Source organism: Streptomyces sp. CAU 1734, assembly GCF_039888735.1.
Taxonomy (GTDB): domain Bacteria; phylum Actinomycetota; class Actinomycetes; order Streptomycetales; family Streptomycetaceae; genus Streptomyces.
The window spans coordinates 61,030-73,829 of sequence record NZ_JBDQQP010000024.1; the positions used below are offsets into that span (position 1 = coordinate 61,030).

At 71.1% G+C, this 12,800-nt stretch carries 11 protein-coding genes; 6 read left to right on the plus strand and 5 right to left on the minus strand.

From position 1 onward, the window contains the following. Window positions 1-95 precede the first annotated feature (95 nt). Window positions 96-596 (plus strand): ATP-binding protein, encoded by a 501-nt coding sequence (locus AAFN69_RS32930; RefSeq protein WP_347732582.1) that lies wholly within the window; start codon window positions 96-98, stop codon window positions 594-596. Beyond that, window positions 593-760 (plus strand): hypothetical protein, encoded by a 168-nt coding sequence (locus AAFN69_RS32935; RefSeq protein WP_347732583.1) that lies wholly within the window; start codon window positions 593-595, stop codon window positions 758-760. The genes AAFN69_RS32930 and AAFN69_RS32935 overlap by 4 nt, the downstream gene beginning before the upstream one ends. A 137-nt stretch (window positions 761-897) precedes the next feature. Here the strand turns inward: AAFN69_RS32935 and AAFN69_RS32940 are convergent, their stop codons facing one another. Genes AAFN69_RS32940 through AAFN69_RS32950 form a run of 3 tightly spaced genes read right to left on the minus strand, consistent with a single transcriptional unit; the run spans window position 898 to window position 4,439 of the window. Next, window positions 898-1,674: a hypothetical protein gene (locus AAFN69_RS32940; RefSeq protein WP_347732584.1), complete on the minus strand. Its 777-nt coding sequence runs from the start codon at window positions 1,672-1,674 to the stop codon at window positions 898-900. 3 nt (window positions 1,675-1,677) lie between these two features. Beyond that, window positions 1,678-2,199: a hypothetical protein gene (locus tag AAFN69_RS32945; protein WP_347732585.1), complete on the minus strand. Its 522-nt coding sequence runs from the start codon at window positions 2,197-2,199 to the stop codon at window positions 1,678-1,680. A 5-nt stretch (window positions 2,200-2,204) separates the two neighbouring features. Further along, window positions 2,205-4,439 (minus strand): glycoside hydrolase domain-containing protein, encoded by a 2,235-nt coding sequence (locus tag AAFN69_RS32950; protein WP_347732586.1) that lies wholly within the window; start codon window positions 4,437-4,439, stop codon window positions 2,205-2,207. Between the two features lie 759 nt (window positions 4,440-5,198). On the opposite strand from AAFN69_RS32950, the gene AAFN69_RS32955 reads away from it, so the two are divergent. Further along, complete coding sequence (locus tag AAFN69_RS32955; protein WP_347732587.1) at window positions 5,199-6,407, plus strand: alpha/beta hydrolase; 1,209 nt, start codon at window positions 5,199-5,201, stop codon at window positions 6,405-6,407. A 246-nt stretch (window positions 6,408-6,653) separates the two neighbouring features. Here AAFN69_RS32955 and AAFN69_RS32960 read toward each other — a convergent pair whose 3' ends face one another. Further along, window positions 6,654-7,352 (minus strand): copper homeostasis protein CutC, encoded by a 699-nt coding sequence (locus AAFN69_RS32960; protein ID WP_347732588.1) that lies wholly within the window; start codon window positions 7,350-7,352, stop codon window positions 6,654-6,656. 392 nt (window positions 7,353-7,744) lie between these two features. Here AAFN69_RS32960 and AAFN69_RS32965 point away from each other — a divergent pair, with 392 nt between their 5' ends. After that, window positions 7,745-10,075, plus strand: coding sequence for a heavy metal translocating P-type ATPase (locus AAFN69_RS32965; protein ID WP_347732589.1), 2,331 nt, complete (start codon window positions 7,745-7,747; stop codon window positions 10,073-10,075). 130 nt (window positions 10,076-10,205) lie between these two features. On the opposite strand, the gene AAFN69_RS32970 is transcribed toward AAFN69_RS32965, so the two are convergent. Next, entirely contained in the window at window positions 10,206-10,523 is a 318-nt protein-coding gene (locus tag AAFN69_RS32970) for a DUF6479 family protein (RefSeq protein WP_347732590.1), read from the minus strand. A 154-nt stretch (window positions 10,524-10,677) separates the two neighbouring features. Between AAFN69_RS32970 and AAFN69_RS32975 the strand changes: the two genes are divergently transcribed. Beyond that, a complete protein-coding gene (locus tag AAFN69_RS32975) occupies window positions 10,678-11,343 on the plus strand; it encodes a hypothetical protein (protein ID WP_347732591.1) in 666 nt (221 codons plus the stop codon). A gap of 200 nt (window positions 11,344-11,543) precedes the next feature. Next, on the plus strand, window positions 11,544-12,752 hold the full coding sequence (locus tag AAFN69_RS32980) for a Cmx/CmrA family chloramphenicol efflux MFS transporter (RefSeq protein ID WP_347732619.1): 1,209 nt from the start codon (window positions 11,544-11,546) through the stop codon (window positions 12,750-12,752). Window positions 12,753-12,800: the final 48 nt, after the last annotated feature.

A 12,800-nucleotide genomic window follows, 5' to 3' on the forward strand; every position in this document is an offset into this window, starting at 1 on the left:
CCAGAGCAAGCCGGACGGCGATACGCAAACCTGGACCCTCCAACCCCACGGTCCGGCCTCGCCCTGTCCGAAAACCCCCACTGGAGGACCGGGCCATGCCGCTCACCGCCGTCTCCACACCTCACGCCGCCACCGTGCGCCACTTCGGGCACATGAACACCGGCGTCCCCGACATCACCGCCGGCTTCGATGTGACCTTCGCCCGCACCACCGAGCGCGGCGGCCCCGTCACCGCGCCGGACCGGACCCTGCCGGCCCAGATGCGGCGGCTCGCGCGGGTGCAACTGCGGCTGTGGGGGCTGGCGGAGCTCATCGAGACCGTTGACGTACTCGTCTCGGAGCTCGTGACGAACGGTGTCCGGCACGGTCACGGAACCGCCCTCGCCACCCGGCTGTGGCGGACCCGGGGCCATGTCTGGATCAGCGTCACCGGGGGGCCGGGAGCACGGCACGGCGCCGGGAGGACGCGCGTCGCCGGGCCCGGGGACGAGGGCGGGCGGGGGCTGCTGCTCGTGGGCGCGCTCTCCGACGGGTGGGGGGTCAGCGCCGATGGGGCCTGCACCTGGTGCGTACTCGTGGTTCCCACCGGGCGGTGAGCATGCGCGTACTGATCAACTCGGGGTGGCGCGACCCGCAGTCGCTCACCGGCCGGGAGCGGGCCGCGACCGTGGGGTACGCGTACGCCGATGAGCCCGTGCCGCTGCGGCTCGATCACATCCTGGTGCGCGGCCCGCCGGCCCCTGCGTACCCGGACGCATGACACCCGGGGCGCCCGGAGCGCCTCCGGTCATCCGCCGGTCGTGCTGGACACCGCACTGCCGTGGCCGGAAATGGGGGCGGCCCCGGCCGGGAAGGCGGTCCTTCCCGGCGGGGGCCGCCGGTCACAGGGGCGGGCGGCTACGCGGCCGTCGCGCGCTGGCGGCGTTCCAGGGCCCTCGCCGAACCCCGGCGGCCCTTCTCCAGGACGTCGACCTGGGTGCCGGGGCCCTCGGAGGGCGTGTCGCTCCAGCCCCGGAGCTTCGCCGCGACCCTCGACAGGCGGGTGTCGCCGGGGCGGACCGCGATGGAGAACAGCGACTCGTCGGGCTTGGCGTCGTCGCCGCCCCAGCGGACCGTGCCGTCCAGTTCGGCGAGGATGTCGCGGACCACGACGAGCTGGGACGGGAAGAAGCCGCCCTTCGCGCCGTGCGGGTAGTGGCCGGGACGGATCTGGACCGCCGTGCCCGACGCCTGGTTGCCCTCGGCCAGGCCCTTGCGGACCTCACCCGGGCTCCGCCAGCCGATGACATCGCCGCGCCGGAGCGCGTCGATCTCGTAGTGGAAGCGGCGGATCACATGGAGCAGCACGGTCTCCACGTCACCGAGGCGGACGGCGACACCGTCCAGCTGGGTGCCGGGGACCTGGCGGGTCCAGATCGAGCCGCCGGCGTCGGCGGCCTTCTCCATCTCCCAGCCGTTGCGGCTGGGCTTTCCGGTGAAGACGCGCGACCGGCGGTCCCGGTAACGCTTCAGCGCGGCGTCGATCTCCTTGCCGTCCGGCACCGTCGGCCCGGGAGCCGCGTACGCGGGACCGGCGAGGAGGACGGAGCCGGCGGTGGAGGCCAGGGCCGCGGCGCCGAGGACGGCGCCCGCGCGGCCCAGGGCCGTACGGCGTGAGATGCCGGGGTTGTTCAACGGTCAGTTCCCCTTCTGGGTGGACTTGCGATTCAGCTCGGCGCGTTCGGCCGCGGCGACACCACCGGTGACCAGGGCCGCGAGGACCAGGATCGCCACGCCCGGGTTCACATAGCCCGGGACCGCGGTGGTGTAGCTGCCGCCTTCGCTGATGTGGCAGACGAGACGGAGGGGGACGTACTCCCCGATGTATCCGTCGACTCGCGCGGCCTGCTGCGGGCCGCCGGTGTTCCGGCAGGACTCGGACTGCGCGGTCTCGTCCAGCAGCACCAGATGCAGCGCGCCCCACACATAGAGGGCGATGGCCGCGCAGACGCAGGCGACCGAGCCGGCACGCCACTTCTCCGCCGCCGTGCGCGGCTTCGCGCGCCGGGCGGCGAGGGTGACACAGAGGTACACCAGACCCATCAGGATGGCGATGAGTCCGAACAGGACGATGGCGAGGACGGCGATGGGGTGGTGTCCGGCGTACGCCAGTACCTGATCGGCCGCCCGGCCGGGCGCGTGGTTCGATGCCTGCTGCATTCAGCTCACAGTCCGCGGATGACGCTGTTGTACTTCTCGAAGAGGTGGTACAGCGGCATTCTCTGCTGTGCGTGCGTCTCGGCCTCGTCGCCCCAGCCCTGGTAGCGGCGGATGAGCTGGTACGTCTCCGTGTCGGTGTAGTCGAGCGACGGCGGACGGAGCACGGATTCGCCGCCCGGCGGGTTTCCGCCGCCGGGCTTGCCCGCGGCGCCCCAGATGTGGATCAGGGGAACGGTGCGCAGGGAGTGCGCGTTGTCCTGGTTGAGCTTCTGCCACATCGTCCAGATGTCGGCGTCCACCGTGCGGTCGGTGACGGTGCCGGCGGCCAGTCCGGCGCGGATGCAGTGGTTCCAGGCCAGGATGCCGACATCGCCGCTGATCTGGGCGATTCCGGTGCTGGAGTCCCGCTTCGGCGTCAGTCCGCCGCCGAGTCCGGTGTGGTAGTAGGTGACGGCCGCGTCCATGGAGAGGTCGATGACGTCGTAGTGCCGCATCTCCCAGTACGCGCTGGTCTGGATCAGCGCCTTGCGCATGTTGTACGTGCGCGCCAGTGAGGTGACCAGCGCGTCATTGGCGATGATCGTCTCCAGGCACTGGTGGTGGCTGAAGATGCGCTGGATGTTCTCGCCGGGGTGCCCGATCGAGGTCATGTAGGAGTTGATGTCGGAGCTCATCGCGTTGAAGTACGAGAGCGCGAAACCGACATCGTGCTTGGGGGTCGCGGCCGGGTTGAAGGAGTTCTCGCCGGTGTCGCGGCCGGAGGCGATGTTGTTGTCGATGTTGATGCTGCCGTCGCCGGTCCCCACCGTGATGGTGGAGATCTGGTCGTACGCCCAGTCGGCGGGGAGCGCATAACCGTAGTTTCCGGAGAAGCCGCTGGACATGTCGGAGACGAAACTCGCGGTGCTCAGCCCGGCCCGGCCCACCCGGGTGCAGACATTGCGGGGTCCGTAGACACCGACCCGGTAGGGGTTCCCGAACATCGCCATGCCGTCGCGGATGCCCTCGAAGTACGGGATGATCGCGTCGGTGACCTGGTAGTCGTAGGCGTCGAAGTCGACCGCGAAGAAGATCCGGGCACCGTTCTTGAAGCCGTGGTCCCGGGCGGCGTTCGCCGCGGCGAGCGCGGCCGACTTGCCCTTGATGTAGCTGAAGTGCGTGACCGCGTCCCCGAAGGTCTGGTAGATCGGGAAGCAGCTGAGGCCGTTGGCGGCGATGGTTGCCAGTTCGCCCGGCTGGATCGCCTTCTCCAGGAGTCTGGTGGCGCTCGGGTTGGTCAGATAGCGGCCGATGTACCGATAGCCCGCGGCCTTGAGGGTGTTGGCACGGGCCGTGGTTATTTTGGTGACGCCGTCGCAGGCGCTGCCCCTGCGGTCCTGGTCGCCGTAGGAGACGAGGAGGGACGCCCAGGTCGGGAAGTCGCCGTTGCCGGTGACCGGGAGCCTGGAGAAGTCCTGGAAAGCGGTGATCTCGCTGCGCAGGGCCGGGCTGAAGACTCCGCTGAAGGCCACATCACGGTGGTTGAGGATCATTCCGGCGCTGAAGAGCAGCACCCAGGTGCCGGAGGATCCGGCCTGGACGGTCTGCTGCTTGAGGCCATTGCGGGTGCCCGGGCCGAAATTGCCGTTGGCGACGCCGTCGGCCATGCCCAGCTCGTACTGGATCGCCAGCAGCATGGATTTGGCGACATTGCGGGAGTGGATGCCGTCGCACGGGACGATGAAGAAGTCGGCGCGGTTGATGTACCGGCCGTTCATCCACCGCTGGACGGCGCGGACGCTGTTGGTGCCGCCGCTGACCGTGACATACGGATCCATGGTCAGCAGGCTCTTGAAGACCTTGGGGGTGAGGTCGTCACCGGGATAGACGCCCTCCACGCCCATATCGGTCTTCATGGCGGTGAGGGAGGACGAGACCCGTGCGTTCCAGGTGCCGTCGATGTCGCCGCCGTCGTAGCCCTTGCAGTAGAGGGCGGACTGGATGAGCCGGCAGAAGTCGGCCGAGGGCACCGTACCGGCGTTGATTCTGGGGTGCTTGGTGGTGAGGGCGGAGAGGGTGCCGGGCCCGAAGCTGTCCGAGAGGGCGGTGATGCCGAGCTCGTACTGGAGACAGCGGGTGAGGGCGAACATCACCTCCCAGGAGGTGCGGCCGTTCTCCTCGACCCTGGGGATGCCGGAGGCCCGGGGCACATAGACCTGATTGATGAACTTCTGGGCCCGGAGCACCATTGCATCTGCCATGCAGGTTTCCTCTCGTGATTCATGAATTCAATCGAGAGGAGCCGTCGCCGCCCACGCCCGTCCGCATCCCGTCCCTGCCCTGGAGCGGATGGGAGCGGACGGGCGGGACACCGCACAAACGGGACGTCCCAGTGAATTGACGCCCCGTCGTGCACTCACGTTCCCCCTCGACGCGAGAATGCACAGTAGATCATCGGGCCGCCTCCGGCCCCGGCGCTTTTCCCGAGATGCCGAGAATGCCGGGATCACGAGATGATCACCGTTGGGTGTACACATGGTCGCGCCCCCTGGGGTTTTCCCGGTTCGGTGCTCCCGGAATCACAACAAAGGGGATGGCGGCGGGTGTTGAGCACAGGGTGACGCACTCATCACCGGGCGATCGATGTAACCGCCATTGTTATGCCCACTCTGAGCGGATAGTCGCCTTTGCGGAACTTGGCCCGCGCGGTGGCCGGGCCCCTCGGAGAAGAAGGTGAAAGGCCCTCTCCCGAGGCCATCGCGCGATGTCCGGCAGGCGCGTTCGCGGGAATTGCCGGCGCGGGCCGCTCACATCGAATTCCGCGACACCGGGCCGAATGCCATCGCGAAGTCCGGCGGCGGGCGGCGGGGAATGTCCGCCGGGGGCCGCCTCAGGGGTCCTCGGGGTCGGGGTCAGACCGGAGGCGTACGGCGCGGGGTGCCCGGCCCGCTCTCGCGGCGTACGGAACATCACTCCGTACGCCGATGAGGTGCGCGCGGCCCCCAACTACCGTGTGGATCATGACCAGTCTCCGACGCGGTACCGTCACCGCACTGCTCGCACTGACTCTTCCGCTGCCCCTCATGGGGACCGCCTCGGCCGCCGCCCCGGCGGAGACCCCTGCCGCCGCTCCGGCCGCCGCGCAGTCCGCGCCCCGGCTCGAACTGCCCGCGCCGGGAGGCCGGTACGCCGTCGGCACCAGCAGTCTCCATCTCACCGACACCGGCCGGACCGACCACTGGGTGCCGTCCTCCGGGGCGCGCGATGTGCTGGTGTCGATGTACTACCCGGCGCGCGAGGGGACGGGGAAGCCCACCGCCCGGCCGTACATCACCGTCGAGGAGTCCCGCGCGCTGCTCGCCGGGTCGTCGGTGGGGCGGATGCTGCCCGACGGGAGCGCGGAGCGGGTGAGCGCCACCCGTACCCACGCGCGCGACCGTGCCGTACCCGTGGCGGGAAAGCGCCCGCTCGTCGTGCTCTCCCCCGGGTTCGAGCTGCCCCGGGCCACGATGACCATTCTCGGGGAGGAACTGGCGAGCCGGGGGTATGTCGTCGCCTCGCTCGACCATCCCTATGAGTCGGTCGCCACGGCCGTCCCCGGGAAGGGGGTGCTGCCCTGTGTGGCGTGCAAGGCCATGGCGGAGGCGGAGAACCTGGAGGCGTACGCGGCCGTGCCCCGGGGGCGCTCGAAGGATGTGTCCTTCGTCCTGGACCGGCTGACCGGGCGGAAGCCGGCGTGGAAGCACTCCCGGATGATCGACCGGAAGCGGATCGGGATGGCCGGGTTCTCCATCGGCGGCAACAGCGCCTCGCAGACCATGGCCGACGACCCGCGCGTGAGGGCCGGGGTCAACATGGACGGCTCCTTCCTCGCCCCCGTACCGGAGGCCGGAATCGGCGGCCGGCCCTTCATGGTCCTCGGGGAGGGTCATGACCACGCGAAGGACGAATTCTGGAGCTGGCACAAGAACTGGCCCCGGCTGGACGGCTGGAAGCGCTGGCTCACCGTGACCGGCAGCCACCACATGACCTTCACCGACATGCCGGCGCTGGCCGACCAGATCGAGGGGGCGCCGCAGGTGCCGGGGGCGCCGACCGGGAAGCGGTCCAGTGAGATCGTCCGGACCTATGTGACGGCCTTCTTCGACAAGCATCTGCGAGGGAAGGACCGCCCGGTCCTCGACGGGCCCACCCAGCAGAACCCGGACGTGGTGTTCCACCAGCGCTGAGCGGGCGGGGCGCTCGCCGAGGGGGCGCCCTTCGGCGAGGGGCGGCGGCGCATGCGGAGGGCCCCGGCAGTGACTGCCGGGGCCCGCCGGGTGGTCATCGCCGGGCGCCCGGCGGCGCGCTGCGCGCCGACGGGACCTCGTCCCGCTGACCTCGCAGGTCCTACTGACCCCACAGGTCCCACAGGTTATGCAGGAACCTTTCTTCTGGGGCCTTTCACCGGCCGGCCGACTCCCCCGAGGAGCCGACTACCCGCCCAGCGTCTCCCGCCACTCCGCGACCGCCGCCGCGTCCACCGGGCCGGACCAGCCCTGCGGGCGGGCGGCGCCGCCGATGTGGAAGCCGTCGATCCCGGCCTCCAGCAGCGCCGGAACATGCTCCAGGCGCAGGCCGCCGCCGACCAGGATTCGCGCCTCGTAGCCGGGTTCGCCCCGGCGCGCGGCCTCGGCGAGCAGCGTCGGCAGTCCGTCGTCCACACCCGACGCGGAGCCCGCCGTGAGATAGGTGTCCAGGCCGGGCAGGTCCGCGAGCTGCTTGCGCAGGGCGTCCCGGTCGGCCGCGCGGTCGATGGCGCGGTGGAAGGTCCAGGAACAGCCGGACATCTCGGCGACCAGGCGTTCCACGGTGACGAGGTCGGGGTTGCCGTCACCGTCGAGGAAGCCGAGGACGAATTCCTCGGCACCTTCGGCGCGCAGCCCGCGCGCGGCTTCCACCAGTGCCTCCACCTCGTCGTGCGTACCGCACGAGAAGCCGTCGGCCAGGCGCAGCATCACGCGGAGCGGGATGTCCACGGCGGCGCGGATGCTCGCGAAGGTCTCACGGGACGGCGTCAGTCCGTCCGCCGCCATATCGGTGACCAGCTCCAGCCGGTCCGCGCCGCCGGACTGCGCGGCGACCGCGTCCGGTGCGTCCAGGGCGATCACCTCCAGGACTGCACGGTTGCTCATGGGAACCCCATTCCTCCTGGGAGACGGCTGTCTGCGTTCTCTTCGGCCGCATCGGCTCTCGCGGCTGTACGGCTTGTTCGCTTGTCGGGCTGTACGGCTTGTTCGTGCTGTACGGCTTGTTCGTGCTGTACGGCTTGTTCGCCTGTGCGGCTGTGCGGCTTGTTCTGCTGTGTGGACTTCCCGGCCCGCCGCACACGGTCGTGTCGCCGGGCCGCGTCGCGAGGCCGCGTCGCGGGATCACCCGCGGCGGCCCGGCGACGGCCACACGGCAGCCCGGGGCCGCCGGAAATGTGACAGGTCTAGTCCAATGCCAAGACTAGTGCTCAGGGGCGGCGACCGCACCAGTACCCCAGGGGATCCGGACTTGCTTCTGATACCCCGAGGGGGTATACATGACCTCAGAAGGGATACCCCTACAGGGTATAAATCACGGAGAGGGAGGAACCGTGGCGCACACAGCCACCCACCAAGAGGTCGAACTCGCCATCGGCGGTATGACGTGCGCCTCCTGCGCGGCCCGCATCGAGAAGAAGCTCAACCGCATGGATGGCGTGGAGGCCACGGTCAACTACGCCACCGAGAAGGCCAAGATCTCCTACCGGGGCGCGGACATCTCCGTACAGGATCTGATCGGCACGGTCGAGGCGACCGGCTACAGCGCCGCCGCCCCCGCGCCGAAGACCGCCGCGGCGCACGGCGCGGACCCGGCGGGCACGGGCGGCGGCGAGGGGGCCGAGGCGCCCGATCACGAGCTGCGCACCCTGCGCCAGCGGATGATCACGGCCGTCGCGCTCTCCGTGCCGGTGATCGCGATGGCGATGATCCCCGCGCTCCAGTTCCAGTACTGGCAGTGGCTCTCGCTGACGCTGGCCGCCCCGGTCGTCACCTACGCGGGCTGGCCCTTCCACCGGGCCGCGTGGAAGAACCTCAAGCACGGCGCGGCCACCATGGACACCCTGGTGTCGGTCGGCACCTCCGCCGCCTTCATCTGGTCCCTGTACGCGCTCTTCTTCGGCCACGCCGGCATGCCCGGCATGACCCACCCCTTCGAGCTCACCATCTCCCGTACCGACGGCGCGTCCAACATCTACCTGGAGGCCGCCGCCGGAGTCACCGCCTTCATCCTCGCCGGCCGGTACTTCGAGGCCCGCTCCAAGCGCAAGGCGGGGGCCGCGCTGCGAGCCCTGATGGAGCTGGGGGCGAAGGAGGTCACCGTCCTGCGGGACGGGCAGGAGGTCCGCGTACCCACCGCGGAGCTGGCCGTCGGCGACCGGTTCGTCGTCCGCCCCGGCGAGAAGATCGCCACCGACGGTGTCGTGGTCGAGGGCTCGTCCGCGGTGGACGCCGCCATGCTCACCGGTGAGTCGGTGCCCGTGGAGGTCGCCCCCGGCGACGGTGTCACCGGAGCCACCCTGAACGCCGGCGGCCGGCTGGTCGTCGAGGCCACCCGGGTCGGCGCCGACACCCAGCTCTCCCGGATGGCGAAGCTGGTCGAGGACGCGCAGAACGGCAAGGCCGCCGCCCAGCGGCTGGCCGACAAGATCTCCGCGGTCTTCGTCCCGATCGTGATCCTGCTGGCGCTCGGCACCCTGGGTGTCTGGCTGGCCACGGGCGAGGGCTGGAGCGCCGCCTTCACGGCCGCCGTGGCCGTGCTGATCATCGCCTGCCCCTGCGCCCTGGGCCTGGCCACCCCGACCGCGCTCATGGTCGGCACCGGCCGGGGAGCCCAGCTCGGCATCCTCATCAAGGGACCCGAGGTCCTCGAATCCACCCGCAAGGTCGACACCGTCGTCCTCGACAAGACCGGCACCGTCACCACCGGCAAAATGACCCTGCTCGGCATCCACCCCGCCGACGGCGTCACCGAGAACGAGATCCTGCGGCTCGCCGGCGCCCTGGAACACTCCTCCGAACACCCCATCGCCCAAGCCGTCGCCGCGGGAGCGCAGGAGCGGGTCGGCACGCTGCCGGTCCCCGAGGACTTCGCCAACATCCCCGGACTCGGTGTCCAGGGCATCGTGGAGGGTCACGCCGTCCTGGTCGGCCGGACCAGGCTGCTGGCCGAGTGGGAGATCCACCTGCCGCGGGAGCTGGTCCGCGCCAAGGACGAGGCCGAGGCCGCCGGGCGCACCGCGATAGCGGTGGCCTGGGACGGCGAGGCGCGTGCGGTGCTGGCGGTGGCCGACGCGGTGAAGGAGACCAGCGCGGAGGCGATCACCAAGCTGCGGGCCCTCGGGCTGACCCCGATCCTGCTCACCGGCGACAACAGGGCCGTCGCCGAGGCCGTCGCCGCCGAGGTCGGCATCGAAGAGGTCCACGCCGAGGTCATGCCCGAGGACAAGGTCGACGTCGTCAAGCGCCTCCAGGCCGAAGGACGCAGCGTCGCCATGGTCGGCGACGGAGTCAACGACGCCGCCGCACTCGCCCAGGCCGACCTCGGACTCGCCATGGGCACCGGAACCGACGCCGCCATCGAAGCCGGCGACCTGACTCTGGTCCGAGGCGACCTCCGGTCGGCGGCGGACGCCATCCGGCTGGCCCGCCGGACACTCGGCACCATCCGCACCAACCTGTTCTGGGCCTTCGCCTACAACGTCGCGGCGCTGCCGCTGGCCGCGCTGGGACTGCTGAGCCCGATGATCGCGGGAGCGGCGATGGCCTTCTCCTCGGTCTTCGTGGTCGGGAACAGCCTGCGGCTGCGGGGCTTCAAGGCGGCCTCCTGAGGATCCGCCGTACCCATCGGTCCACGCGCGAGCGGGGGTCCGGGCGCGTCACCCGCCCGGGCCCCCGCCGCTTTCCGCTGTACGGGGGCGGCGCCGGCGGTCGCACCGGGGCCGGCCCGCGATCCGGTACTCAGCCGCCCAGACTGCCGCTGCCGAAGGCCCCGCCGCCGACATTCTTGCCGTGCTGCGGACGCGACTCCCGGCCCTTGCCGGTGCTGTGGCTGCTGTGGGTGTGCATGTTGTACGGGAGAAGGCGGTCGCCGTCGGTCGGGAAGGTGTCCTCGTCCTCTTCCCGGACCTCCTCGATGTGCTCGCGGTGCTCGGGCATGTGCGGCTGTTCCTCGGCCTTCGGCGGCTCGAAGTCCTCCCGCTTGCGCGCGTCCCACCACAAGCCCGCGGTCAGCAGCGCCACAAGGACGACGCCGATCACGATGATCACTGAAACCATGGTGTTCACCCTCCGTGGAGCCGAGGTGCCACACATTCCTACCTATCAGTGTGAACCCATTTATCCCTTTCGCGCATATTGCTCGGCATTCTCCGGGCGCTCCGTCATCCGCGCAGGTCACAGCCTCCGAGGCCGGTGACCCTAGAGTCGGACCATGAGCCGCGACCTCGTCGAACGCTGGACCCGGACCCTCACCGCCGCCCGGGACCGGTCCCCCGCCCCCGCCGGGGCGGCCGGGCATCCCGGCCCGCCCGACCCGCTCCCCTATGCCGAGCGGCTGCTCGCCCGCTGGGCCGAACCACAGCGCGAGTACCACACCACCGCCCATCTGACGGCGGTCCTGGACCACATCGACACCCTCGCCGACCACGCGGCCGACGCCGACCTCGTACGCCTCGCGGCCTGGTTCCACGACGCGGTCTATCTCCCCGACCGCTCCGAGAACGAGGAGCGCTCCGCCCGTCTCGCCGAACGCGCCCTCCCCGAGGCCGGTCTCTCCGCCGGGGCGACCGCCGAGGTGGCCCGGCTGGTCCGGCTCACCGTCACCCACGACCCGGGCGGGGCCGACCCCAACGGCGCGGTGCTCTGCGACGCGGATCTCGCGATCCTGGCGGCCGGGCCGGAGGCGTACGCCGCGTACGCCGCCGCCGTACGACAGGAGTACGGCTTCGTCCCCGACGACGCCTTCCGCACCGGCCGGGCGGCGGTGCTGCGGCGGCTGCTCGCCCTGCCCCGGCTCTTCCACACCCCGCACGGGGCACATGCATGGGAGGCGCGGGCCCGCGCCAATCTGACGGCGGAGCTGGGGCTCCTCGGCTGAGGCCGCCCCGCGCCGGCGGCAACGGCAGGGGGCGCGCGGGCCGTTGGGAGCGGTGCACGGCCGCGCGCCCGGGGGCGGTGTCCGCCGGGTCGGGCGTGGCCGCCATCACGCGCCGATAATCCCCCGGCACGGGAATGCGCGGGACGATTGGCGGGGTTAACCGTGTCATGCCCGATTCAGCCCCGCCGCAGCGCACTCGTATGCCTCTCGCCGTCTACATCCTCGGCCTCTCCGTCTTCGCCCTCGGCACGAGTGAGTTCATGCTCAGCGGGCTGCTCACCCCCATCGCCGACGACATGAACGTCTCGATCCCGCAGGCCGGGCTCCTGATATCCGCCTTCGCGATCGGCATGGTGATCGGTGCGCCGCTGCTCGCCGTGGCCACCCTCCGGCTCCCCCGCAAAACCACTCTCATCGCGCTGATCAGCGTCTTCGGCCTCGGGCAGGTCGCGGGCGCGGTGGCGCCGACGTACGAGATCCTCTTCGCGTCCCGGGTGATCAGCGCGTTCGCATGCGCCGGGTTCTGGGCGGTCGGGGCGGCCGTCGCCATCGCGATGGTGCCGGTGAACTCCCGGGCGCGGGCGATGGCCGTGATGATCGGCGGCCTGTCGATCGCCAATGTGCTCGGTGTCCCGGCGGGGGCCTTCCTCGGGGAGCACCTGGGCTGGCGGTCCGCGTTCTGGGCGGTCGGGCTGGCCTCGGCGGTCGCGCTGGTGGGTGTGGTGACCCTGATCCCCCGCATCCCGCTGCCCGAGGAGCGCCCGCAGCTCAAGCGGGAGCTGTCGATCTACGGCGACCGGCAGGTGTGGCTGTCGATCGCGATCACCGCGCTCGCGGCGGGCGGTGTGTTCTGCGCCTTCTCCTATCTGCGCCCGCTGCTGACCGATGTCTCCGGGGTGAGCGACAGCTGGGTGCCGGCCGTCCTCGGTCTCTTCGGCGCCGGTGCGCTGATCGGTACATGGGTGGGCGGCCGGGTCGCCGACGCGCATCTCTTCGGCGTGATGCTGAGCGGCATCACCGCCTCGACGGTCTTCCTCGCGGCGCTGGCGCTCTTCGCCTCCAGCCCGGTGGTCACCATCGCCCTCGCCTTCCTCCTCGGCGTCTCCGCGTTCTTCACCGCCCCGGCCCTCAACGCCCGGATGTTCAATGTCGCGGGCGCGGCCCCGACACTGGCGGGCGCGACCACGACGGCCGCCTTCAACCTGGGCAACACCGGCGGCCCCGGCCTGGGCGGCATGGTCATCGACGCGGACTTCGGCTTCGCCTCCCCGGCCTGGGCCGGCGCGGCGATGACGGTGGTGGCGCTGATCCTGGTGGCCGTGTCACTGCGGCTGAACAACGGCTCCCGGGTGGTGACGGGATCCCCGGCGGCGAACGGCCTGACGAAGCCGGCCCGCGCGGAGGTCTGAGAGTCAGGCCTCGGCCCGCCGCCCCCCTCAGGCCCGCCGCCCCCTCAG